The organism is Streptomyces sp. NPDC054047, assembly GCF_055585065.1.
On sequence record NZ_JBVJKV010000014.1, the window covers coordinates 223979 to 248277 of the forward strand.

Consider the following 24299-nt stretch of genomic DNA (forward strand, 5'->3'; position numbering starts at 1 on the left):
TTCACAAGAATTTCCCGGACATCTCGTGGTACGGGATGTCGTCGCATGGATTCAGGACATGCGAAGGGGCCGGGTGCTCCCACACCCGGCCCGCTCCGCCGACGCCGCTCAAGGCGTCAGCTCGGGGACTCCGCGCCCTTGCGGGCGTAGAACCACCAGCAGACCGCGATACAGCTGACGTAGAAGGCCACGAAGCCCCACATCGCGCTGGTCACCGCGAAGTTGGCGAACATCGCAGGGATGAAGAAGAAGCCGTACGCCGCGATGGCGGAGGTGAAGCCGGTGACGGCGCCCGCCTCCATCTCGGACTGCTTCAGCGCCTTCGTGTAGGCGGGCGTGCCTTCCGTCAGTCCCTTCAGGTGCTGGGCGCGGAAGATCACCGGGATCTGGCGGAACGTCGAGCCGTTGCCGATGCCCGAGAAGAAGAACGCGAACAGGAAGCAGACGAGGAAGCCCCAGAAGTTGCCGCTGTCGCCGCCGGAGGGCAGGAAGTTGATGACGCCGATGATCGAGAGCGCCATGCCGACGAACGAGATGATGGTGACCCTGGCGCCGCCGATCTTGTCGGCGATCCAGCCGCCTGCCCAGCGGGCGAGCGCGCCCACGGCCGGGCCCATCCAGGCGTAGGTGGCCGCGGAGTAGGCCGCGTCGATCGGCGTGAAGGTGGTCTTGATGAGCATCGGCAGAGCCGCCGCGAAGCCGATGAAGGACCCGAACGTGCCGACGTAGAGCCAGGTCATCAGCCAGTTGTGCTTGCGCTTGAAGATGATCTTCTGCTGGCTGAAGGGGGTCGACGCGACCTTCAGGTCGTTCTGGCCGAACCACGCGACGGCGGCCAGGACCACCAGGACGGGCACCCACAGGAACGCGGCGTTCTGCAGCCACACGGGAGTGCCGTCGGCCTTGTGCTGGGCCGAGCCGACCGCCAGGACCGAGCTGGTGATGACGATCGGGGTGACCAGCTGGACGACGGAGACACCGAGGTTGCCGAGCCCGCCGTTGATGCCGGTGGCGTTGCCCTTGTCGCGCTTGGGGAAGAAGAAGCCGATGTTGGCGAGGGACGAGGCGAAGTTCGCGCCGCCGACACCGCACAGGGCCGCGATGGCGACCATCACGCCGTACGAGGTGTTCGGGTCCTGGACCGCGATGCCCAGCCAGATCAGCGGGATGACCAGGACGATCGTGGAGAGCGCGGTGAAGCGGCGCTGGCCGATCATCGGGCCGAGGAAGGTGTAGAAGACGCGCGCCGTGCCGCCGGTGATGCCGGGGATCGCCGTCAGCCAGAACAGCTGCGAGGTGGAGAAGCCGAAGCCGACGTCCTTGAGGTTGGTCGCGGTGACCGACCACACCTGCCAGACGACGAACGCGACCAGGAGTGCGGGGACGGCGATCCACAGGTTGCGGGAGGCGACCTTCTTGCCGATGGACTTCCAGAAGAGTTCGTTCTCCGGCTCCCAGTCGGTGATGGTCCTGCCTGGGCGGTACTGCGCCGGGTCGTACGTCGCGTCCGTGGGTGCGGTCCGCGCTTCGTGGGTGGCAGGCGATCTCATGTTGGTTCCCAGTTCGCTACCGGTCCCGACCTTGCTCCGGGGCCTGACGCTTCCACGTTCCCGTGCGCGGCTCTCCGGGAGCAGAGGCGTAGGGCATGCTCCGACCAGCCCAAAGGCACCAAGGTCAGGGGGTCTTCGGACCTCGTGGGCCGGGGTGCGCGAGCGGGCCTCGGCCGCCCGCCGTGCGGCGGCCGGGTGTCACCGCCGACGCGCTGCGGGGTGTCACCGCCGACGCGCTGCCGGGTGTCACGTCCAGGGCCCGCCGACGCGCTGGGCGCCGCAGCCCGATCCGGCGGACGCCTGCTGCTGTGCCCGGGATCATGACGTCCGCACCGGCCCCCGGGCCGCCACCAGCACCAGCCCCACGTCCCGCACCCGCCGTTCTGCGGGCCCCTTCGCGGGCCCCTTCGCGGGTGTGGGCGAGGGAGCGGGCTCGGGCTCGGGCGCGGGCGCGGGCGCGGGAACTCGTGGCGACGGCCACCGGCGCGACCCGCTCGACCGGCTCGACCCGCTCGACGCTTACCAGCCGGACGGCACGCCGGGAGACGGCCGCGTAACTCCCCCGCGTGATACGCAAGTCGGCATGGCTTCCTCCCCTTCCCCCGGCTCTCCCGACTCCCTCGATTCCCCCAGCTCCCCCAGTCCCCTCAACTCCCTCAACTCCCTCAACTCCCTCACCGACGTCCCCGGGCTTCGCGTAGGCCATGCCACTCGTACCGCCCCCGCCCACGAGGGCCACCTCACCGGCACCACCGTGGTGCTCGCCCCGGTGGGCGGCGCCGTCGCGGCCGTGGACGTGCGGGGCGGTGGCCCCGGCACCCGGGAGACGGACGCGCTCGACCCCCGCAATCTGGTCCAGCGCGTGGAGGCCGTCGTCCTGACCGGCGGCAGCGCGTACGGCCTGGACGCCGCCGCCGGTGTGATGGCGTGGCTCGAGGAGCAGGGCCGCGGTGTGCGGGTCGGCCCCGATCCCTCCCACGTCGTCCCCGTGGTCCCGGCCGCCTGCGTCTTCGACCTCGGCCGCGGCGGCGACTTCACGGCGCGCCCCGACGCCGCGACGGGCCGCGCCGCCGTGGAGGCCGCCGCGGGCACCGAACCGTTCACGCCGGTGGAGGAGGGGAACGTGGGCGCGGGCACCGGCGCCGTGGTCGGCAAGGTCAAGGGCGGTATCGGCAGCGCGAGCGTCCGGCTGGAATCGGGCGTCACGGTCGCCGCCCTGGTCGTGGCGAACGCGGCGGGCGCCGGGGTCGATCCGGCGACGGGCGCGCTGTACGGGCGGTACTTCGAGGGGCGGCGCATGGACTACCCCACCCCCGAGGCGCACGCGGAGGCCACGCGCCGCCTCGCCGAAGCCGCCGCCTCCGGCAGGAGCGGGCCTCCCCCGCTGAACACCACCCTCGCCGTGGTCGCCACCGACGCCGAACTCACCAAGGCCCAGGCGCAGAAGCTGGCCGGCACGTCGCACGACGGCATGGCGCGCGCCGTGCGCCCCGTCCACCTCCTCAACGACGGGGACACCGTCTTCACCCTCGCGACCGGCGAGCGCCCCCTGCCGGGAGCCGAGCAGAGCCCGCTCGCCCTGAACGAGATCCTCGCGGCCGGCGCGGACATGGTGACGGCGGCGATCGTCCGGGCGCTCCTGGCCGCGGAGTCCGTGGAGACACCGGGCGGCAAGTTCCCCTCGTACCGCGACCTTTACGGCAACCAGGCGGCGGCCGCGGCCGCCGCCGAAGCCGAAGCCGAATAGCCCCGGCCACCCCGCTTCCGCTCCCCCTCCCCCCCTTCTGCCCCCTCCGCCCTCCTCCGCCCCCTCCACCCCTCAGGAACACCAAAGCATTGCCTAAGGGAATTCCAAGAAAGAAACGCTACAAATGACCGCATAGAGAGGCCCGTTGGGCGCCGACGGGCCATGTCTCTGTGCCCGCCCTCACACCAAGCGGACGGAACCTTTCCGCCCGCAGGCGGCTCTTAACCCGTACTGGATCAGAACGCGCACTTCGCACAAAGATGGAGCAGCCCGTGACAACGTCGCACATAGCCAAGCCCCGGCGGCGCACCCTTCTGGCGGCCACCGCGCTGGCAGCCGTGGGCGCGCTCTCCCTGACGGCCTGCGGCGGCGACTCGGACGGCTCGAGCGACGGCAAGGACGGCAAGCCCAAGACCCAGGGCGCCGACATCACCATCTCGGCCAAGGACGGCTCGACCGGCGCGTCCATCAACGCCACCGGCGTCAAGGTCGAGGGCGGCAAGCTGACCGACGTGAAGATGACCCTGGTCTCCACCGGGGCGGCGGTCGACGGCACGCTCGCCGCCGACGGCACCAGCTGGAAGCCCAAGACCCAGCTGGAGCGCGGCATGAAGTACAAGATCGAGGCCAACGCCAAGGACACCAAGGGCAAGGAAGCGACCGAGAACTCGATCTTCACCACCGTCTCGAAGGACAACAGCTTCATCGGCAGTTACACCCCCGACGGCGGCACGAAGGTCGGCGTCGGCATGCCGGTCTCCTTCAACTTCGACAAGGCGATCACCGAGAAGCAGTCCGTCCAGTCGCACATCAAGGTCACCTCGGACAGCGGCCAGAAGGTCGTGGGCCACTGGTTCGGCGATCAGCGCCTCGACTTCAGGCCCGAGGAGTACTGGAAGGCCGGCTCCAAGGTCACCATGAAGATCTCCCTGGAGGGCGTGAAGGGCGCGGACGGCGCCACCGGCGTACAGAACAAGACGGTCACCTTCACCGTCGGCCGCGCGCAGGTGTCCACGGTCGACGTGAAGGCCAAGACGATGACGGTCGAGCGGGACGGCAAGGTCGTCAAGACCATCCCGATCTCCGCGGGCAGCCCGGCGAACCCCACGTACAACGGGAAAATGGTGATCTCCGAGAAGTTCACCCAGACCCGGATGAACGGCGACACGGTCGGCTTCGGCGGTGAGTACGACATCAAGGACGTCCCGCACGCGATGCGCCTGTCGTCCTCAGGCACCTTCATCCACGGCAACTACTGGGGCTCGCCCTCGATCTTCGGCAGCTCCAACACCAGCCACGGCTGTGTCGGCCTCCAGGACGCGCAGGGCGCGGGCGACTCCAGCACGCCGGGCGCGTGGTTCTACGACAACTCCCTCATCGGGGACATCGTGACCGTCAAGGGCTCCCCGGACGAGACGATCGCCCCGGACAACGGCCTCAATGGCTGGAACATGTCCTGGAGCCAGTGGACGGCGGGCAGCGCGGGCTGATTCCAGCCCCCGCGCCAAGCCTCTCACCAGGCCCAACACCGCGAGCCGCACGGGAACTTGCCGTGCGGCTCGTACGTTTTCCCGTTCCCGGACATGATGTCCGACGCAGGGGCTACGGTATGCACTCACAAGGTGACATGCAGCAACGCCGGGAGAAACCTTGAGCGTTCCGTACGAGTACGAGACGGCGTACGAGCCACAGTCGGCCGAGCAGGAGTCTTCGCACTCTCCGCAGGAGCATCTGGAGCGGCTTCTTCGCCGCGCCCTGAACTCCTTCGACCTGCCGGACGAGACGATAGGGCGCCTGGACTCAGCTCTCGCGTACGACAGTTCGCTGCACTCCGCGCACCACAGCGCGGGCCTGCACCGCGAGACGTACCGGCACACGTGGCTGCTCGCCGACGCCGGGTCACTCACCCTCTGGGAGCTCGTGCACAACACGGGCCCCGGCAGCCACGCCCAGCACGAGCTGTACGCGGACGAGGAAGAGGCCGGTGTCGCCACCTCACGCCTGCCGCTGCCGCCCGACACCCCCGCCACCGCCTGCGATCAGCCCGTCGTGCTCCAGCTCTCGGTCGCCGACGAGCCCCGTCATACGTACGTCCCGGACGACTCGGCGGATCACGCGCGCCGGCTGCTGCGCCGCGCGGAGAACTCGGTGAGCGAGGGGCGGCCCGCCGAGGACATCGAGCGGTTACTGCGCTCGGCGTTCGCGCACCAGATCACGCAGGCCTTCGGCCGCCCCTGCCTGGCGGGCGAGGCACGCCTCTGCTTCTCGCTCTACGAACACGCGTTCCTGCTCTTCGACGGCAGCGAGCTCAGCCTCTGGGAGGTCGAGCACACGGTCACGCCCGACAAGCGCCACAGGTGCGAGGTGTACGTCTCCGAGGAGGCGGCACGCGCGGCGATGGAGCAGCGCGCGAGGAGCGTTCCGCAGCAGCGTACGAAGTAGGGCAGCGCACACAGCAGGGGGCGGCACGCAGGGGCGGCACCCAACCTCACGACCGGCCGCCAGAAGCGTCCGTCACGACCGGCCGTCAGAAGCGTCCGTCAGGACCGGCCGTCTCCGCCGAACTGCCGTACGAGGCCCGCGAAGGCGGCTCGCTCGTCCGGCGTCAGTTCGACCGTCTCCGCGCGCGGCGGGCCCGTCTGCGCGGGCAGCGCCCGCAGCGCCTGGGACTGACGCCAGACGTCCACGTCGGCCTGGTCGCGACGCAGTACCCGCACCAGGCCCACGGCCCAGACGGCGGTCGCCACGGCCAGTACGGCCACGCCTGCCTGCTGGAGGAACGAGACATTCTGGAGCATGCCGCTCAGTAGACAACACGATCCAGGGCTTACGACAGGGGGTTGTGGGACTTACGTCCTGAAGTGACGCATGTCGCACAACCCCCCTCATAGAGCCCGAACGGCCCGGACCCGCGGAACCGGGCCCGCGGAACCGGGCTCAGACGGCCGCCGGAACCTTCTTCTCCGTCGCGCCCGCCTCGGCCTCCGCACCGCTCTCTGCGGGGTTCGTCTTCCGGCCGCCCTTGAGCAGGATGACCGTCACGGTCGAGACAGCGACACCGGCGGCGATCGCCACCAGGTACAGCAGCGGCTGCCCGATGAGCGGCACCACGAAGATGCCGCCGTGCGGGGCCCGCAGCGTGCAGCCGAACGCCATCGACAGGGCACCGGTGACCGCGCCGCCCGCCATCGAGGCGGGGATCACCCGCAGCGGGTCGGCCGCGGCGAACGGGATCGCGCCCTCCGTGATGAAGGAGGCGCCGAGGAACCAGGCCGCCTTGCCGTTCTCACGCTCGGTCTTGGTGAAGAGCCGGCCGCGGACCGTGGTGGCCAGGGCCATGGCGAGCGGCGGGACCATGCCGGCCGCCATCACCGCGGCCATGACCTTGAAACTGCCGTCGGTCGGGTTGGCGAGGCCGCCGACGGCGAAGGCGTACGCGACCTTGTTCAGCGGACCGCCGAGGTCGAAGCACATCATCAGGCCGAGGATGACGCCCAGGATGATGGCGTTGGCGCCGGACAGGCCCTCCAGCCAGTCGGTGAGCGCGCTCTGGAGCTCCGCGATGGGCTTTCCGATGACGAGGAACATCAGGAAGCCGACGACCGCGGACGAGATCAGTGGGATCACGACCACGGGCATGATGCCGCGAAGGACGGACGGGATCCGCACGCGCTGGATGCCCATCACGACCGCACCCGCGATCAGACCCGCCGCGAGACCGCCGAGGAAGCCCGCGTTGATGGTGACGGCGACGGAGCCGCCGACGAACCCGGGCACGAGCCCTGGCCGGTCGGCCATTCCGTACGCGATGTAGCCCGCGAGGACCGGCACCAAGAAGGCGAAGGCGAGCCCGCCGATCTGGAAGAGGAGCGCGGCCCAGCTGGTGGTGTCCGTCCACACGAAGTGCTCGGCGATGGACGGGGCCTTGTCGATCTTCCAGCCGCCGATGGCGAAGCCGAGCGCGATGAGGAGGCCGCCCGCCGCGACGAACGGGACCATGTAACTGACGCCGGACATCAGCCACTTGCGCAGCTTGGTGCCGTAGCCGTCGCCGCTGTCCCCGGCGTTGTCCACGGGGCTCGGCCCGACGTCCGCGGTGGTCTCGCCGCGGGCCGCCTTCGCCCGGACCTCCGCGATGAGCTCGGCGGGCCTGCTGATGCCCGCCTTCACGCCCACGTCCACCGTGGGCTTGCCGGCGAAACGGTCCTTGTCCCGTACGGGGACGTCGTGCGCGAAGACGACGCCGTCGGCGGCCGCGACGACCGCCGGGTCGAGGCGGGTGAACCCCGCCGACCCCTGGGTCTCGACCGTGAGCTCCACGCCTGCCTCGCGGGCGGCGTTCTCCAGGGACTCGGCTGCCATGTACGTGTGCGCGATGCCCGTGGGGCAGGAGGTGACCGCCACGATCCGGAACGGCTCCACCGGGGTGGGGCCATCTTCCGACCGGGGGTCGATGGGGTCGTCTTCCGACCGCGGTTCGGTGGGGTCCTCTTCCGCCTGCGGGTCGGTCGGTTCCTCCGCCGCACCGCGCGCGGCGGGCTCCCCGCTGATCAGGGCGGCCGCGGACTCCGCGTCCGTCGCACCCCGCAGCGCGCTCGTGAACTCCTCGTCCATCAACTGCCGTGCCAGCGACGACAGGATGGTCAGGTGCGCGTCGTCGGCCCCGGCAGGAGCCGCGATCAGGAAGATGAGATCGGCGGGCCCGTCCGGCGCCCCGAAGTCGATGCCGTCGGCCGAGCGGCCGAAGGCGAGGGTCGGCTCGGTGACATGGGCGCTGCGGCAGTGCGGGATGCCGATGCCGCCGTCGAGACCGGTCGGCATCTGTGCCTCGCGGGCCGCCACGTCGGCGAGGAACCCCTCCAGATCGGTCACCCGGCCCAGGGCGACCATGCGCTCGGCGAGGGCACGGGCCGCCGCTTCCTTGGTTCCGGCGGACCGGTCGATTTCGAGGTCGACCAGTTCCGCGGTGATCATCTCGCTCATCGCGGGCTCCTTCGCACGCGTATCGCCCGGAGGGCGGGGGTGGGGACGGGGGTTGAGGTGGAGCTCGCGCCCTTGCGGGCGTGGGGAGTCATGCGGCCGGCTCCGTCAGTACGCGGTCCATCGGGACCTGTGAGGTGACGGTGACCGCGTCGGGTGCGAGGTCGGAGGGGGTGGGCATGGCGCTGCCGGGGAGTTGCACCGCCGCCGCGCCGTGCGCCACGGCCGAGGCGAGGGCGGTCGCGCCGGTGCCGCCCGCGATGAGGAAACCGGCCAGGGAGGAGTCACCGGCTCCTACGTTGCTGCGTACGGCGTCGACCGGTGCGCTGCCGAAGTACGTACCCGATCCGTCCACCAGGAGCTGGCCGTCCGCGCCGAGGCTGGCGAGCACGGCCCGCGCGCCCGACTCCCGCAGTTCTTCGGCCGCCTTGACCGCGTCGCCGACGGTGGCCAGGGGGCGGCCCACCGCTTCGGCGAGCTCCTCCGCGTTGGGCTTGACGACGTCGGGACGCTCGGCGAGCGCGGCGAGGAGCGCCGGGCCGGAGGTGTCGAGGGCGATACGGGCGCCCGCGGTGTGCGCGCGGGCCACGAGGTCGGCGTACCAGGAGGGGGCGAGCCCGCGCGGCAGGCTGCCGCAGCAGGCGATCCAGTCGGCGCCCGCGGACCGCTCCCGCACGGCTCCGAGCAGCAACTCGGCCTCGGCCGACGTCAGTTCGGGCCCGGTCGCGTTGATCTTGGTGAGGGTGCCGTCCGGTTCGGCCACCGCGATGTTGGAGCGGGTCTGGCCCGCGACCCACACCGGCGCGACCTTGATGCCCTGCTCGTCCAGGAGCTGGGCGACGAGCGCGCCGGGCGCGCCGCCGAGGGGCAGGACTGCGAGCGTCTCCGCGCCCGCCGCGGCGACGGCCCTCGATACGTTGACGCCCTTGCCGCCCGGGTCCATCCGGTCGCCGGTGGCCCGGATGACCTCGCCGCGGTCCAGCGAGGGAACCTCGTAGGTGCGGTCGAGGGAGGGGTTGGGGGTGACGGTGAGGATCATGCGCGTACGTACCGTTTCCTTGCCGGCCTGCGGGCTGTTCTTGCTGTTGCTGTCCACGTTCGTGTCCGTGCCGCTCATGCCGCTCATGCCGCTCATGCCCGGATCACCTCCGTGCCGCCGCCCTCGATGGCCGTGGCGTCCTCGGGACTGAGCCCGGTGTCGGTGATCAGCAGATCCACGTCGGTCAGATCGCCGAAGCGCGCGAAGTGCTCCTGGCCGTGCTTGGTGGAGTCCGCGAGGAGCACCACGCGGCGGGCCGCGCCGATCGCCGCGCGCTTGACGGCCGCTTCGGCGAGGTCGGGGGTGGTGAGCCCGCCCTCCGCGGAGAAGCCGTTCGCGGCGACGAACAGCACGTCGGCGCGGATCTCTCCGTACGCCCGCAGCGCCCACGCGTCGACGGCGGCGCGCGTACGGCTGCGGACGCGGCCCCCGATCAGGTGGAGCTGGATGCCGGGGTGGTCGGCGAGGCGGGCCGCGGTGGGGAGGCCGTGGGTGACGACCGTGAAGGTCGCCTCCAGCGGGAGGGACGCGGCGAGACGGGCGACGGTGGAGCCCGCGTCGAGGATGACGCTGCCTTCCGTCGGGAGCTCGGCGAGGGCGGCGCGGGCGATGCGGTCCTTCTCGTCGGCGGCCGTTCCCTCCCGCTCGGCGAGGTCGGGCTCGAAGTCGAGGCGTCCGGCCGGTATGGCACCGCCGTGTACGCGGCGCACGAGACCTGCCCGGTCGAGGGCCTTCAGGTCACGCCGAACGGTCTCGGCGGTGACCTTGAACTCCTCGGCCAGCGACAGCACGTCCACCCGACCGCCGTCACGCGCGAGCCGCAGGATCTCCTGCTGGCGCTCCGCTGCGTACATGTCCGTTCGCCTCCGAGTTGTGCCCGAGCGTGTGGTTTCACTCGCAGAGTACGTCCAGATTTCCGCGAAGTAAACAAGTTCGGACCCCCACCAGACACAAACGGACTTCCGCCCCGCCACCACTGGGCCCTACGACTTCCCCCCGCAGGGACCTCTCCCACCCACCCGATTGCCCCGCGGGGCAGAGGTTGGCAGGCGGGGGGGGCAGGGCCCGCCCCATCCCCCACACACCCGCAGTCGGCGACGCTCGGGAGGGGACGGGCCGGTATGTCCGCCCGGAGCACGGCTCGCGGCGCTCCGGCGCCGAAACAGCACGGCGGCCACCGGACGATAGCGAGGACGGACATACCGGCCCGGCACCGCACCCACGGACAACCACCCCGCAACACGCACGCGCCCGCAGTCGGCAACGAACCCCGAGGGGCGGGCCTACGGCCAGGTGAAGCCGTCCAGGGTCGTGATGCAGTGGTCCGCCAGCGCCGCGGGACCGCCCCCGCCACCGGCCGGGGCGTCGCCCGACGCCCACGTCTCCACCGCCACCCGCACCGCCGCACTCGCGACCCCCGCCGCCAGCCGCAGCTCCAGAGAGGGCTCCCGCTCGGCGCCACCTTCCCGCGCGGCGCCGCCTTCCCGCGCGGCGCCACCTTCCCGCTCGGCCAGGATGGCGAGCAGCGTCTTCTCCGAGGCGTGACAGGCGTCCGACCACACCGCGCGCAGCGCAGCACTCTCCCCCGCCATCCGCAGCAGCCCCCGCACCCACTCCAGCGCCTCCGCGTCCCCGATGGCGACCCCCGGCGCCGCATCGCTGTCAGGAACCAGCGCCCTCGCCGCCGCGTACCGCAGCGCTTCCCGCACCGAGAGCCCGGCAGGCGCACCCCGCACCGCCTCCGCCCACTGCTGCGCCCCGGCCGCGAAGAGCGGGGCCACCGCCTCCTCCTTCGTCGCGAAGTAGCGGTAGAACGTGCGCGGCGCGACACCCGCCGCGCGCGCGATGTCCTCGGCGCGGGTGGCCCGCAGCCCGTTCTCGGCGAAGAGCGCGGCCGCGGTGCGGGCGATGTCCAGGCGCGTCTCCGCCTTGCGGCGCTCGGTGAGCGAATCGGGCGAGTTGAGCGAACTTGCGGGCATGCGAGGCAGGTTATGCCAGCGCTCCAGGCAGGCGGACGGGCACTCCTGGGCATGTTGTGCCTGTGTGGCAGAATCTGCCACCGTACGAGAGCCATGAGATCCGAGCCGTGAGATCCAGTGCGTTACGAAGGTGGCAAGCCCGGTGCGTCGTCGACAGTTCCTGACCAACTCCGCCGGCCTCACCGGCGCATCCACGCTCGGACTCGGACTCGGCGTCAGCCTCAGCGGCTGCGCGTCCGGCAGCGACACCACCACCCTCGAAGTCCTCGTCGCCAGCTACGACAAGAGCGTCGGCTCCTCCATCGGTGACCAGTGGGACGGCCTGGTCACCGCCTTCGAGAAGGCGCACCCCGCCGTCAAGATCGCCCTGGAACGGGTCCCCTTCGACAAGCTCGACCGGACGCTCGCCCGCCGGGTGAAGGACGGCAACGCCCCCGACATCGCGCAGTCGAACGTCTTCGCGCCCTACGCCGAGGACGAGCAGCTCTACGGCGCATCCGACCTCTTCGACATCCGCACCGAGGCCGACTTCACCCGCTCGTACGCCGAGGCGGGATCGGTCAGGCACATCCAGTACGGCATCCCGTTCCTCGCCAGCACCCCTCGCCTCTTCTACAACACGGCCCTCTTCAAGCGGGCAGGCATCAACGGCGCCCCCACCTCCTGGGACGAACTGCTCAAGACGGCCCAGGCGTTGAAGGGCATCGGCGTGAAGACCCCCTACGGGCTGCAGTTGGGGCCGGAAGCCGCCGAGGACGAGACCCTGTCCTGGCTGCTCGCCGACGAGGGCGGCTACTCGGGTCTGGCCGGCTACGACTTCCACACCGCCGGCAACGTCCGGACGCTGACCTGGCTGCGCGACGAACTGGTCGCGAAGGGGCTCGCGGGCGCGGACCCGGCGGGGCTCAACAGGACGGCGGCGTACGAGCAGTTCATGCGCGGCACCATCGGGATGCTGATCGCGCACCCGGTGCTCATGGGCGCCGCCGACAAGGTCAAGTTCCCTTACGCGCACGCCGCGTTCCCGGCCCGGAGGGGCGGGGCGGCAGCTCCCGTGGGCCTGAGCGACTGGCTGATGGCGTTCAAGCAGAACGGCCACCGCGACGCGTGCGGCACGTTCCTCGGCTACCTCTACGGCCGCAAGTCCGCGAAGGCGTACGGCGGGGGCCAGGCCGCGCTCCCGGTGACCAGCTCGGCGTCCTCGGCGCTGCGCGCGGACGCGGCGCAGCGCCCGCTGTGGAAGTTCATCGACCAGATGCCGCAGGCGCAGTTCCAGCCGGTCAGCCTGCGCTCGTGGCCGACGGTCCGGGCGACCATCCGCAAGGAGATCGGCGCCGCCGTCGTGAAGGGCGGCAACCCAGCCGCCGTACTCGAATCCCTGGACACGACGGCGGCCCAGGCAGAGCTCTAGGCTCCACCCGGGCCGCACCCGCCACTCCCCCCTCAGGGGGTCAGATCAAGAGGTCAACGCGGGCTCCCGCTCCGGGAGTTCACCGGCGCCCCCGGCGACGACCCCGTCCCCGGCGTCACCCGCGTCACCGGTGTCACCGCCCTCGACATGCTGTCGCGGCTTGCCCGGCAGGGCGAACATCAGCAGGAAGATGACGACGAGCACGCCGACGACCCACCACAGCGAGTTCTGGAACGCGCCCACGATCTCCATCGGCACCTCGCTGCGCGCCGCCTTCTCGTCGATCATGCCGAAGAACACCACGGAGACCAGGCCGAGCCCGAGCGCCGTACCCATCTGCTGCACGGTGTTGAGCAGCCCGGACGCCGACCCCGAGTGCTCGCGCGGCACGTCCGACAGGATGGCGTCCGTCAGCGGCGCGACGATGAAGCCCATGCCCGCGCCCATCACGACCAGCGGCAGCGCCATCTGCCAGGACGCGATGTCCGCGCCGTACCGGTCCGCCTCCCAGATGTAGAGCAGTACCCCGGCGGCCATGACGAGCGCGCCGCCCTGGAGCACCTTGCGGCCGAACCGCGGCACGAGCTTCTGCACGGACATGCCGGCCGCCACCGACACGGCGATCGAGAACGGCACCCCGGTGGTGCCCGCACGCAGCGCGCTCCAGCCGAGCCCCGTCTGCATGTACACCGTCCAGACCAGGAAGAAGATGCCCATCGCGACACCGAACACGGTCTGCACCGCGATGCCCGCCGCGAAGCTCTTCACCTTGAACAGGGACAGCTCCACCAGCGGCGAACCGTCCTTGGCCGCCTTCGCCTTCTCGTACGCGATGAGCGCGCCGAAGACGGCGACTCCGCCCGCCATCACGGCGTAACCCCACAGCGGCCAGTCCAGCTCCCGGCCACGGGTGAGCGGGTAGAGCACCATCAGCAGGCCGAGGGTGACCAGGACGACGCCGACGAGGTCGAGCTTGAGCGCCTTCGGCGCCTTGGACTCGGTGATGAACTTGCTGCCCAGGATCAGTCCCACGATCCCGACGGGCAGGTTGATCAGGAAGATCGGGCGCCATTCGAGCCCGAAGAGGTTCCACTGCGTCAGCAGCGCGCCGAGCAGCGGACCCGAGACGGCGCCGAGCCCCACGACCATCCCGAAGAGCCCGAAGACCTTGCCGCGCTCGTGCGCGGGGAAGGTGGCGTGCACGATCGACAGGACCTGCGGCACCATCATCGCGGCCATGCCGCCCTGGAGAATCCGCGACGCGACCAGCATCTCCGGGTTGGCGGCGAAGCCGCAGAGCGCGGAGGCGACCGTGAAGCCCGCGATCCCCAGGAGGAACATCCGCTTGCGCCCGTGGATGTCACCGAGCCGCCCGCCGGTGATGAGACCGGCCGCGAACGCGAGTGCGTAGCCCGCGGTGATCCACTGGATCTGGCTGTACGAGGCGCCTGCGTCCTCCTGGATGGACGGGATCGCGATGTTGACGATGGTGACGTCGACGAGGTCCATGAAGGCCGCGGTCATCACGATGGCGAGGGCGAACCAGCGACGCCGGTCGGCGGCGGCTGCCGTTCCTGGCACGGGTTTCGCGGAGCTGCTGTAAGTCATGAGAGAAGACTAGAAGTCATATAGGCCAGAAGATGTCCTAGATGGGCGGCATCCTGTGTGACATGACTTCGACTTCCGGCACGACCTCCGAACGGTCCGGCGGTACGGACACCCCGGCTCGGCTGCTGCAGCTCCTCTCCCTCCTCCAGACCCCACGCGAATGGCCGGGCGGCGAGCTCTCGGACCGGCTCGGCGTCAGCCGCCGCACGGTGCGGCGCGACATCGACCGGCTGCGGGACCTCGGCTATCCGGTGCAGGCGAGCCAGGGGGCGACCGGTGGGTACCGCCTGGTCGCGGGCAAGGCGATGCCGCCGCTCGTCCTGGACGACGAGGAGGCGGTGGCGATCGCGGTGGGCCTGCGGGCGGGGGCGGGGCACGCGGTGGAGGGGGTGGAGGAGGCGTCGGTGCGGGCGCTGGCGAAGCTGGAGCAGGTCCTGCCCTCGCGGCTGCGGCACCGGGTGCAGACCCTCCAGATCGCGACGACCCCGCTGACCAGCGGGGACGGCGCCAGCATCGCGCCCGAGACGCTCACGGTCATGGCGTCCGCGGCGGCGGGCCAGGAGCGTCTGCGCTTCGCGTACCGCTCCGGCGACGGCACCGAGTCCCGCCGCCTGACGGAGCCGCACCGGCTGGTGTCGACGGGACGGCGCTGGTACCTGGTCGCGTACGACATCGACCGCGACGACTGGCGCACCTTCCGGGTGGACCGGGTGTCGTCGCCCTTCGCTACCGGTGCGCGCTTCGTCCCGCGGGAGCTGCCCACGGGGGACGCGGCGGAGTTCATCCGCCGGTCGATGTGGCGGGGCCAGCCTTCGTACGCGATCGACGTGACGTTCGCCGCGTCCGCGGAGGTTGTCGCGGGGGCGTTCCCCTCGGCGCTCGGCACTCCGGAGCCCGTGACGGCCACGTCGTGCCGGCTCCGCTCGGAGGTGACGGACTCCATCGACTGGCTGGCGGTGCGGTTGGCTACGGCGGGCTGCGATTTCGTGGCCCACGGCCCACCGGAACTGCTGGCTTCCCTCCGGAAGCTGGGCTCCCGCATGACCCAGGCGGCCGCCTCCGACTGAGGCCGTGTGCTTCACCCCACGGGCCGTGGGTCCGCCCCGCGGGCCGCGGAGGTGGCGCCGAGGGCTCTCCCCGCAGGCCGTGGAGAGGGCCCTCCCCTACACGCGCCGCCCGGATCCTTCCCCTGCGGGCCGTGGGTGCCGCCCCTTCGCCGCGCTCTGCGCGGATCTCTTACCTACCTGCGGGCCGTGGGTGCCAACCCCTTCCCGCGCTTCGCGCGGATCTCCTACCAGCGGGCCGTGGGTGCCAACCCCTTCGCCGCGCTCTGCGCGGATCTCCTACCAGCGGGCCGTGGGTGCCAACCCCTTCCCGCGCTTCGCGCGGATCTTTCCCTCCCACCCACCCATTGCCCCGGGGTAATCGGGTGGGTGGGCGGGAGAACTCCGCGCGGAGCGCGGGAAAGAACCCGGTGGACGGAACATCTCCGCGCGAAGCGCGAGGCCGCACCCCATGGGCGGGCGGCCCCCGTGCCCAGCGCGAGGACACACCCGGGGAGCGGGGCCTCCGCGCGGAGCGCGGGAAAGGGGACCCGCCCACCAGCCGCAAGGCAAAGAAATGAGCCCCGGTGCCGGGGGGGATGGCACCGGGGCTCAGCTATTGGGCGGCTTCGCGGGGCCGCGCCCAGGCCCCGCCCAGGCCCCGCCCCGCTCAGCTGTAAGGAACCGTCAAGCAGGCCGCCGCCTAAGCCGCCGCGTCGAAGCCCGTGTCCCTCGCCAGCTTCTTCAGTTCCAGGAGCGCGTGCTTCTCTATCTGGCGGATCCGCTCCCGCGTCAGACCGTGCTGCTTGCCGACCTCCGTGAGGGTCCGCTCGCGGCCGTCCTCGATGCCGTACCGCATCTTGATGATGGAGGCCGTGCGCTGGTCGAGGCGGCCGATCAGGTCGTCCAGTTCCTCGCTGCGCAGCAGCGTCAGGACGGACTGCTCGGGCGAGACCGCGGAGGTGTCCTCGAGGAGGTCACCGAACTGCGTGTCCCCGTTGTCGTCCACGCCCATGTTCAGCGAGACCGGGTCGCGGGCCCAGTCCAGGACGTCCGTGACACGCGCCGGCGTGGAGTCGAGCTCCGCGGCGACCTCCGCGGGCTCGGGGTCGCGGCCGTGCTTGCGGTTGAACTCACGCATCACCCGGCGGATCCGTCCCAGCTCCTCCACCAGGTGGACGGGGAGACGGATGGTGCGCGACTGGTCGGCTATGGAGCGCGTGATGGCCTGACGGATCCACCACGTGGCGTACGTGGAGAACTTGAAGCCCTTGGCGTAGTCGAACTTCTCGACCGCGCGCACCAGGCCCGCGTTCCCCTCCTGGATCAGGTCGAGGAGCGGCAGACCGCTGCGCGGATAGCGTCGCGCCACAGCGACGACCAGCCGAAGGTTCGACCGGATGAAGACGTCCTTGGCCCGCTCGCCGTCGGCGACGAGCGCCTCCAGCTCCTCGCGGGACGCCTTCGCGCCGGCGCCGGAGCTCTCGACCTCGCCGTCGATTATCTTCCGGGCGAACACACCGGCCTCGATGATCTGGGACAGCTCGACTTCCTTGGCGGCGTCGAGCAGCGGCGTACGCGCGATCTCGTCGAGGTACATGCCGACCAGGTCGCGGTCGGCGATCTCCCCGCCTACGGCGCGAACACTGCGTGCCGCGTCGGTCTCGCCGGAGGTGGCGGACTTACGACGGGCGACGGCACGGGTTGCCATGCGTGCTCCCTTGCGTGTGGAGGTCCTGGTCGGCCCTTTTCACGGGCCTCTGTGGTGGAAACCACACCCTTCCGGGTGCCCTGCTTCCGATGGAAACAACGACTGGAATCCGGACAGAATTCCCAAGCCGCGCATCTATTTTCCTGACGTTGCAGTACCCTGTGCCGCCACAAAGGGAGGCCAGATGCCGTCGGAACGTACAGAGGTGCAGGTCAGGCCGGGCACTGAGGCCGATCTGGGGCCCCTGACCGCTATCTACAACCACTATGTACGTGAGACGGCGATCACCTTCGACACGGCCGTCTGCCTGCCGGAAGAGCGCCGCCCTTGGCTGCTCTCCCATCCTGAAGACGGCCCCCACCGTCTCTTGGTTGCCCAGGAGAGGGATTCCGGCCTGATCCTCGGGTACGTCACGAGTTCTCCTTTCCGGGCCAAGCCCGCCTACGCCACCTCGGTGGAAGTGAGCGTCTACTGCGCGCCACAGGCCGCGGGCCGCGGCATCGGCACCCTGCTCTACAAGGCGCTCTTCGAGGCCTTGGACGGCGAGGACCTGCACCGCGCCTACGCCGGGATCGCCCAGCCGAACGACGCCTCGGGCCGCCTCCACGAACGCTTCGGCTTCCGCCATGTCGGCACGTACCGCGAGGTGGGCCGGAAGTTCGGCCGCTACTGGGACGTCGCCTGGTACGAGCGTCCCCTGGGCCCCCAGCGCCCAAGCGGGACCTAGGTCCCGCAGGTCACGGCCTAGGTCCCGTCCTAGGCCGCAAGGCCGTTACGCCCCTGTTCGCGCCCCGCCTACCGTGCCTCCATGGACGCCACAGCCGACACCACAGGCACCCTCGACGAAGCCCTGAAGCGCCTGCACGCCTGGGGCCCCGAGCGGCTCGGACGGCTCACCAACCACGCCCCGATGGCCGTCGAGGCGCTCGCCGCGCACGGCCGCTCCGGCGATGTCCACCGCTGGCTCGAGCTGTACGCGCCGAAGTTGGAGGAGTACCCGAACGCGGTCGGAACAATCACCGGTGACACCTGGCGCGAGGCCATCGGCGATCCGCGCCGGGCGGCGGACTGGATCGCGTACTTCGGCAGGGAGATCGACGAACGCCCGTGGCGCGACGTCCTCGCCGTGTGGTGGCCGCGCCTGCTGCCGGGCATGTACGGCGGCTCCACGCACCCGGTGATCCGGGTGGGCCACGCGGTCCGCACCCTCCTGACCGGGCCGGAGACCGAACCCCGCCTCGCGGAACTCGCCCACGGCCTCGGCTACTGGGCCGCCCGCCACCACCCCGTCACCGGCGTCGAGCTCCTGCCGCACGAGCCGGGAGGCACCGCGGCTGCCGCCCTGGACGCCGTCGAGCCGATCGCGGACCGGGGCAGCGGCGGCTTCCCCGCCAGGCTGGGCCGGGTCGCGGGGCTTCCCGCGTGGGCGGCCGGTGTGAGCGATCCGGACGAGGCGCACCGCAGGCTCACCGAGCTGGTGCGTGCGGCCACCCACCGGTACGCCACGCACGGCCACGGCGAGGAGACGATGCTGGTGCACGCCGCGACCGCGCCCAACGCCGTGCTGCGTGCCCTGCCCGCGCTGCCCCGCACCCTGTGGGCGCCGAGCCTGCACGCGGCCTGGACGGCTTCGGCCGCCGTGACCTCGATGTACGCGCCGGACGTCCCGGTCGCGTACACACCGCCCGGCACCTTCGCCCCCGAGGAGGTCTTCGAGCGGGCCCTGGCGCACGGCGACGAGCACGTCATCAAGTTCACCGACACGGCACTGGACGTGGGCGACGAGCAGGCCCTGGCATCCGCCCTGCGCGCGATCGAGATCAGCGAGCCGCTCACCTAGAGCGGCACGCCCGTCAGCCGGATCGGCACACCCGTCAGCCGAACTGCACCGACCTCTTGGCGAGCCCCATCCAGAATCCGTCGATCACGCTCCGCTGCCCGCCGAGATCCCCCGAGGCCTCGGCGGCCCCCAGCGTCACGAACAAGGGCGCGAAGTGCTCCGTACGCGGGTGAGCGAGCTCGCCCGCCGGGGACTTGTGCCGGAAGTCGAGGAGACCGTCCACGTCGCCCGCGTCGAGCGCCTCGTGCCCCCAGGCGTCGAACTCCACCGACCACGACGGCGTACCACCCTGGCGCAGCGCCGCCAGGTTGTGCGTGAAGAAGCCGCTGCCGACGATCAGCACGCCCTCGTCCCGCAGCGGGGCCAGCTTGCGGCCGATGTCCAGCAGGCGCCGCGGGTCGAGGGTCGGCAGGGAGATCTGGAGCACGGGGACGTCCGCGTCCGGATACATCTCGACGAGCGGGACGTACGCTCCGTGGTCGAGCCCGCGATCCGGGATGTCCTGCACCGGCGTGCCGGCCCCGCGCAGCAATTTGCGTACGGAATCGGCGAGTTGCGGGGCGCCCGGGGCTGCGTACGTGACCTGGTAGTAGTGCTCGGGGAAGCCCCAGAAGTCGTACACCAGGGGCGTCACCTCGGTCGCGCCGAGTGCGAGCGGGGCCTCCTCCCAGTGGGCGGAGACCATGAGGATGGCCTTGGGGCGCGGCAGCTGCGCCGACCAGGCGCGGAGCTGGTCGGGCCAGAGCGCGTCGTCGGCCAGCGGCGGGGCGCCGTGGCTGAGGTACAGGGCGGGCATGCGCTCCTGGGTTGCGGTCATGGCGACGCCTCCGAGAGAAGTACACAGAACGGCTTACTTGAACTCTCAAGCTCTTGCTTGAGGGTGACCCTACTCCTGCATTGTTTAACTTTCAAGAAAGGGCTGCGTACAGTGGAGTACATGGACACGGCACCCACTTCTCCCCCGGACGGGGAACCGCGCTGGCTCGACGACGAGGAACAGCGCACCTGGCTCGCCTATCTACAGGCGACCACACTCCTGGAGGATCACCTCGACCGCCAGCTCCAGCGCGACGCCGGCATGCCGCACATCTACTACGGTCTCCTGGTCCAGCTCTCCGTCGCCCCGCGGCGCCGTCTTCGCATGACCGAGCTGGCCAGAAACACCAAGATCACCCGGTCCCGCCTCTCGCACGCCATCGCGCGCCTGGAGAAGAACGGCTGGGTGCGCCGCGAGGACTGCCCCTCCGACAAGCGCGGCCAGTTCGCGATACTCACCGACGACGGGTACGAGGTCCTGCGCCGCACCGCGCCCGGCCATGTCACCGCCGTGCGCCAGGCACTCTTCGACCGGCTCACCCCGGAACAGCAGAAGTCCCTCGGCGAGATCATGGTGATCGTCGCCGAGGGACTTCAGCCGAAGGAGGCGGGGGCGGACCTGCCCTGGCTCCGCTAGGCCCCCTGCCGGGTGTGCCGGTCGCCCGGGGTCAGTGCGCGACCACCGGAATCCGGATCTCGTCCTCGACACCCTCGGCGTCGCCCGAGGCGGCCGGAGTGCCGCCCTGGGCGCCGGTGTTGATGAGGGCGAAGGCGATCGCGGCGGCGGCCACGAGGATGCCCACGGCCCACCAGATCGCGCTGGTGTAGCCCTCGACCATGGCCTCGGCCTGCATCAGCTTCTGCGCGGCCGGAGTCGTCGCGCCCGCCGCGTGCGAGGTGACGTACGCGGTCGTGGCGGAGGCGGCGATGGTGTTCAGGAGAGCCGTGCCGATGGCGCCGCCGACCTGCTGCGAGGTGTTGACCATCGCGGAGGCGACACCGGAGTCACGCGGCTCGACACCGTGCGTGGCCAGGGACATGGCGGGCATGAACGCCGTACCCATGCCGAGGCCGAGCAGCAGCTGCGCGGGCATGATCAGCCCGGCGTACGAGGAACCGACCTCGAGCTGCGTCAGGAGCAGCATGCCGAGGGCGGCGAGCACGAAGCCCGGACCCATCAGCAGCCGCGGCGCGACGCGGGTCATCAGGCGGGCGCCGATCTGCGTGGAGCCCGTGATCATGCCGACGATCATCGGCAGGAACGCGAAGCCGGTCTTGACCGGTGAGTAGCCCTGGACGATCTGCAGGTAGTACGTGAGGAACAGGAACAGGCCGAACATCGCGATGATCGCGAGGCCGAGCGAGAGGTAGACGCCACCGCGGTTGCGCTCGGTCAGGACGCGCAGCGGGAGCAGCGGCGACTTGACCTTCGCCTCGGTGAGGACGAACGCGGCGAGCAGGACGGCGGAGCCGACGAACATGCCGATCGTCAGGGAGTCCGACCAGCCGGCAGACTCGGCGCGCGTGAAGCCGTAGACCAGGGCGACCAGGCCGAGGGTGGAGAGGACCACGCCGGGGATGTCGAGCGGCGAGCGGTTGCGGGCGCCGGCCGGCTCACGGATGACGAAGTAGGCGCCGAGCGCGGCGACGGCGGCGAAGGGGATGTTCACGAAGAACGTCCAGCGCCAGTTCAGGTACTCGGTGAGGAAGCCGCCGAGGATCAGGCCGACGGCGCCACCGCCACCGGCGATCGCACCGTAGATGCCGAACGCCTTGGCGCGCTCCTTGGCATCGGTGAACATCACGGCGAGCAGCGAGAGGGCGGCGGGCGCGAGCAGCGCGCCGAACACACCCTGAAGAGCGCGGGCGCCCAGCATCATGGCCTCGCCGGTCGCGGCGCCGCCGAGCGCGGAGGCCGCCGCGAAGCCGATCAGGCCGGTCACGAAGGTGCGCTTGCGGCCCCAGAGGTCGGCTATGCGGCCACCGAAGAGCAGCAGACCACCGAAGGCCAGGGCGTAGGCCGTGATGACCCACTGGCGGTTGCCGTCCGAGATGCCCAGGTCCTGCTGGGCGGAGGGCAGCGCGATGTTCACGATGGTCGCGTCGAGGACGACCATCAGCTGCGCGAGCGCGATGAAGATCAGCGCTTTCCAGCGCCTGGGATCTGTTTCTGACATGGGAGTAGCCACCTAGCGATACGAGTGGTGAAAAAAGTGACGTAAAGAGACGTGTGTGTCGGGTGCTGCGTCTGTTGGTGTGCCGCGTGCGGCTCTATTGGTGTGCCGCGTACGGCGAAGTCGAGTGGGGCCGGGCAGGACTCAGGACTGGCGCAGGTCCTCCAAGGTCGCCGAGGCACCCGGCAGTTCGGATCGGGCCGGCGCCATCAGGCCGTCGAGGAACAGCTGGAGATGGCGGTGGACGAAGCGGTCCATGTTCAGGCACGCGGTGCCGGGCAGCGGCCTGGTGAGCTGGGAGAGGGCGACCATCAGGTCTCCGACGGCGATGTCGGTGCGCAGCTGCCCGGCCGCGCGCGCCCTTTGCATGAGCCCGTCGGTGACGGCTTCGAGCCGCTCACGGGCGTCGACCAGATCCGGGTGATCGGGGTCGAAGGCGGTCTGGAGCATCGGGCACAGGGCACCGATCCGCTCGTCGGCGGAGGCGTGCACGAACCGGCGCAGGGCATCGAACGCGACGCTCGCGTCGGCGTCGGCCGCCGCGATCGCCTCCTCGGCGTGGGCCGAGACGCGCTCGGTGACCAGCAGGACGACCTGGTGGACCAGTTCGGAACGGTCGGCGAAGTGCCGGTAGACCGTGGCGTTGCCGACGCCGGCCCGGCGGGCGACCTCGTCGAGCGGTACGTCGGGGCCGAACTCGACGAACATCTCGCGTGCGGCGGCGACGATCCGCTCCCGGTTGCGCAGGGCGTCGGCCCGCGGGCGGGGCGTGCGGCGCTGTGCAGCGGCGGCGGTCTCCACGACGGCTCTCCTCAAGCTGGTGATCAAGCTGGCGATCAAGCTGCTGACCGGGGTTCGCGGCGGTGCCGGAGCCTCGGACGCGATGCGGGGAATCACTCCCCGTTTCGCTCGGACACAGGTCTAAACGGGGAGACAGTCCCCGGATATTTCCCACCGCCCGAGTTTCTTTCTGTGACGCGCGTCACGCCTGCGTACGGGAGAAACCCACGATCGGTCGCACCCAGCGAGCGCCCGCGCACCCTGCGGCAGAGGGTGATCGAAAGGGTGCAGCCAGGACCGGCGGCTGCCGCAAGGGGAAGGCCCACGCATGCAGCAGCCGACCTGGAGGCAGATACGCGGAGCGCGACGTGGCGCGGCACTGGCCACATGCGCCGTCCTTGCCTTCACGGTCACCACATCGGCGAGCACCGGCCGCCTGATGGAGGAGTCCCCCACGGCGGCGGGCCCCGTCTCCCTGGCCCGCGCGACGACACTCAGCCCGTGCATGATCAACGGCACGATGGGCGTCCAGATGTCGGAGGGCATGCCCACCCCCGCCGGCTACTCCCGCTCCACGGGCACCGTCCGGGCCCTGAACCTCATGGTCGACTTCTCGGACGCGCCCGGCGAGGGCAGCGCGCTCGACCGCCTCGCGGAGTTCTTCCCGCAGACGTCGGAGTGGTTTCGCACCAGCTCCTACGGACGGCTCGACTACCGCCCCGAGTCGCCGGTCCAGGACTGGCTGCGGATGCCCAAGAGCTTCAAGCAGTACGGGATAGAGCGCGGCGCCCCCTTCGATCCGGGCTACCGCGAGCTGGTCAAGGACATCGTGGCGGAGGCCGACCCGGACGTGGACTTCCGGGAGTACGACCTGGTGAACATCCTCATCACGCCGAACGCGGGCCCTTCCGCGCTCGACACGGTCCTGTCGGTGACCTTCGCGGGCAACACCGAGGCGCCCGTCGCGGACGGCGTCCCGGTCTCCAACGCGTCCTTCGTCTACAGCCGCCAGGACGACGGCTCGGGCAACTACCGCGAGACGGGCTATCGCGTGCTCCCGCACGAGAACGGCCACGTCTTCGGCCTGCCCGACCTCTACACGCAGGAGGGCGGCGGCGCGGTCGGCCACTGGGACATCATGAGCGAGGACTGGGGCGCCAACAACGACCTGCTGGCCTGGCACAAGTGGAAGCTGGGCTGGCTGGACGACGACCAGATCAGCTGCGCGTCGAACGCCGGCACCACCGAGCACACGCTGAGCCCGCTGCCGACGAGCGGCGGCACCAAGCTCGCCTTCGTGCCGCTGAGCACGACCAAGGGGTACGCCGTCGAGGTGCGCACCCGCGGCGGCAACGACGAGGCGGTCTGCAAGCCCGGCGTACTGATCTACCGGGTGGACGCGGAGGTCGACACGGGCCAGGGCCCGGTCACCGTCTTTGACTCCAAGAAGGACAGCGGCGGCTGCACGCGCCAGCCGAACGTCCACGCGGAGCTCTCCGACGCGACCTACGAGCCCGGCGAGACCTTCACGGACAGCAGGACGGGCGTCCGCATCACGGTGACGGACATCGACGCCGAGGGCCGCTACCGGGTGCACGTCACGCGCCCGTGAGCGCACGGC

Annotated in this window: 20 protein-coding genes; 9 read left to right on the forward strand and 11 right to left on the reverse strand. The window is 70.9% G+C overall.

Annotated features, from left to right (window positions below):
• Window positions 1-116: 116 nt before the first annotated feature.
• A complete protein-coding gene (locus ACZ6ZP_RS38060; RefSeq protein ID WP_399981155.1) occupies window positions 117-1550 on the reverse strand; it encodes a NarK family nitrate/nitrite MFS transporter in 1434 nt (477 codons plus the stop codon).
• A 583-nt stretch (window positions 1551-2133) separates the two neighbouring features.
• Here ACZ6ZP_RS38060 and ACZ6ZP_RS38065 point away from each other — a divergent pair.
• The 3 genes from ACZ6ZP_RS38065 (at window position 2134) to ACZ6ZP_RS38075 (ending at window position 5739) form a co-directional block, all read left to right on the forward strand.
• Complete coding sequence (locus tag ACZ6ZP_RS38065; RefSeq protein WP_469410238.1) at window positions 2134-3297, forward strand: P1 family peptidase; 1164 nt, start codon at window positions 2134-2136, stop codon at window positions 3295-3297.
• Window positions 3298-3557: 260 nt separating this feature from the next.
• Entirely contained in the window at window positions 3558-4787 is a 1230-nt protein-coding gene (locus ACZ6ZP_RS38070) for a L,D-transpeptidase (protein WP_469410239.1), read from the forward strand.
• Between the two features lie 160 nt (window positions 4788-4947).
• The gene (locus ACZ6ZP_RS38075) at window positions 4948-5739 is read left to right on the forward strand and encodes a DUF6227 family protein (RefSeq protein ID WP_361466309.1); all 792 of its coding nucleotides are present in this window, start codon (window positions 4948-4950) and stop codon (window positions 5737-5739) included.
• 98 nt (window positions 5740-5837) lie between these two features.
• On the opposite strand, the gene ACZ6ZP_RS38080 is transcribed toward ACZ6ZP_RS38075, so the two are convergent.
• The 5 genes from ACZ6ZP_RS38080 to ACZ6ZP_RS38100 all read right to left on the reverse strand — a co-directional run bounded on the left by ACZ6ZP_RS38080 (window position 5838) and on the right by ACZ6ZP_RS38100 (window position 11295).
• Window positions 5838-6095 (reverse strand): hypothetical protein, encoded by a 258-nt coding sequence (locus ACZ6ZP_RS38080; RefSeq protein WP_351162845.1) that lies wholly within the window; start codon window positions 6093-6095, stop codon window positions 5838-5840.
• A gap of 139 nt (window positions 6096-6234) precedes the next feature.
• Window positions 6235-8280, reverse strand: a complete 2046-nt coding sequence (locus ACZ6ZP_RS38085; protein WP_469410240.1) for a PTS fructose transporter subunit IIABC — start codon at window positions 8278-8280, stop codon at window positions 6235-6237.
• An 88-nt stretch (window positions 8281-8368) separates the two neighbouring features.
• Window positions 8369-9316, reverse strand: coding sequence for a 1-phosphofructokinase (pfkB, locus tag ACZ6ZP_RS38090; protein WP_469410253.1), 948 nt, complete (start codon window positions 9314-9316; stop codon window positions 8369-8371).
• 92 nt (window positions 9317-9408) lie between these two features.
• A complete protein-coding gene (locus tag ACZ6ZP_RS38095) occupies window positions 9409-10170 on the reverse strand; it encodes a DeoR/GlpR family DNA-binding transcription regulator (RefSeq protein WP_351162841.1) in 762 nt (253 codons plus the stop codon).
• A 429-nt stretch (window positions 10171-10599) separates the two neighbouring features.
• Window positions 10600-11295, reverse strand: coding sequence for a TetR/AcrR family transcriptional regulator (locus ACZ6ZP_RS38100; protein WP_469410241.1), 696 nt, complete (start codon window positions 11293-11295; stop codon window positions 10600-10602).
• A gap of 142 nt (window positions 11296-11437) precedes the next feature.
• On the opposite strand from ACZ6ZP_RS38100, the gene ACZ6ZP_RS38105 reads away from it, so the two are divergent.
• Entirely contained in the window at window positions 11438-12706 is a 1269-nt protein-coding gene (locus ACZ6ZP_RS38105) for an extracellular solute-binding protein (protein WP_383819216.1), read from the forward strand.
• A gap of 45 nt (window positions 12707-12751) precedes the next feature.
• On the opposite strand, the gene ACZ6ZP_RS38110 is transcribed toward ACZ6ZP_RS38105, so the two are convergent.
• Window positions 12752-14314 (reverse strand): MFS transporter, encoded by a 1563-nt coding sequence (locus ACZ6ZP_RS38110; RefSeq protein WP_361466296.1) that lies wholly within the window; start codon window positions 14312-14314, stop codon window positions 12752-12754.
• 62 nt (window positions 14315-14376) lie between these two features.
• Between ACZ6ZP_RS38110 and ACZ6ZP_RS38115 the strand changes: the two genes are divergently transcribed.
• Window positions 14377-15381, forward strand: a complete 1005-nt coding sequence (locus ACZ6ZP_RS38115; protein WP_469410242.1) for a helix-turn-helix transcriptional regulator — start codon at window positions 14377-14379, stop codon at window positions 15379-15381.
• A 679-nt stretch (window positions 15382-16060) separates the two neighbouring features.
• On the opposite strand, the gene ACZ6ZP_RS38120 is transcribed toward ACZ6ZP_RS38115, so the two are convergent.
• Entirely contained in the window at window positions 16061-17068 is a 1008-nt protein-coding gene (locus ACZ6ZP_RS38120) for a sigma-70 family RNA polymerase sigma factor (RefSeq protein ID WP_351162831.1), read from the reverse strand.
• A gap of 184 nt (window positions 17069-17252) precedes the next feature.
• On the opposite strand from ACZ6ZP_RS38120, the gene ACZ6ZP_RS38125 reads away from it, so the two are divergent.
• Together ACZ6ZP_RS38125 and ACZ6ZP_RS38130 are read left to right on the forward strand one after the other, a co-directional pair.
• Window positions 17253-17795, forward strand: a complete 543-nt coding sequence (locus tag ACZ6ZP_RS38125) for a GNAT family N-acetyltransferase (protein WP_469410243.1) — start codon at window positions 17253-17255, stop codon at window positions 17793-17795.
• A gap of 81 nt (window positions 17796-17876) precedes the next feature.
• Window positions 17877-18908 carry a questin oxidase family protein gene (locus ACZ6ZP_RS38130; RefSeq protein ID WP_351162827.1) on the forward strand — a complete coding sequence of 344 codons (1032 nt, stop codon included), beginning with the start codon at window positions 17877-17879 and terminating at the stop codon, window positions 18906-18908.
• Window positions 18909-18942: 34 nt separating this feature from the next.
• Here ACZ6ZP_RS38130 and ACZ6ZP_RS38135 read toward each other — a convergent pair whose 3' ends face one another.
• On the reverse strand, window positions 18943-19725 hold the full coding sequence (locus ACZ6ZP_RS38135; protein ID WP_361466287.1) for a dioxygenase family protein: 783 nt from the start codon (window positions 19723-19725) through the stop codon (window positions 18943-18945).
• Between the two features lie 120 nt (window positions 19726-19845).
• Between ACZ6ZP_RS38135 and ACZ6ZP_RS38140 the strand changes: the two genes are divergently transcribed.
• A complete protein-coding gene (locus ACZ6ZP_RS38140) occupies window positions 19846-20361 on the forward strand; it encodes a MarR family winged helix-turn-helix transcriptional regulator (protein ID WP_351162823.1) in 516 nt (171 codons plus the stop codon).
• Window positions 20362-20392: 31 nt separating this feature from the next.
• Here the strand turns inward: ACZ6ZP_RS38140 and ACZ6ZP_RS38145 are convergent, their stop codons facing one another.
• Window positions 20393-21901 (reverse strand): MFS transporter, encoded by a 1509-nt coding sequence (locus tag ACZ6ZP_RS38145; protein WP_351162821.1) that lies wholly within the window; start codon window positions 21899-21901, stop codon window positions 20393-20395.
• Between the two features lie 141 nt (window positions 21902-22042).
• Window positions 22043-22699, reverse strand: a complete 657-nt coding sequence (locus ACZ6ZP_RS38150; RefSeq protein ID WP_351162819.1) for a TetR/AcrR family transcriptional regulator — start codon at window positions 22697-22699, stop codon at window positions 22043-22045.
• Window positions 22700-23006: 307 nt separating this feature from the next.
• On the opposite strand from ACZ6ZP_RS38150, the gene ACZ6ZP_RS38155 reads away from it, so the two are divergent.
• Complete coding sequence (locus ACZ6ZP_RS38155; protein WP_366462334.1) at window positions 23007-24290, forward strand: M6 family metalloprotease domain-containing protein; 1284 nt, start codon at window positions 23007-23009, stop codon at window positions 24288-24290.
• Window positions 24291-24299 lie beyond the last annotated feature (9 nt).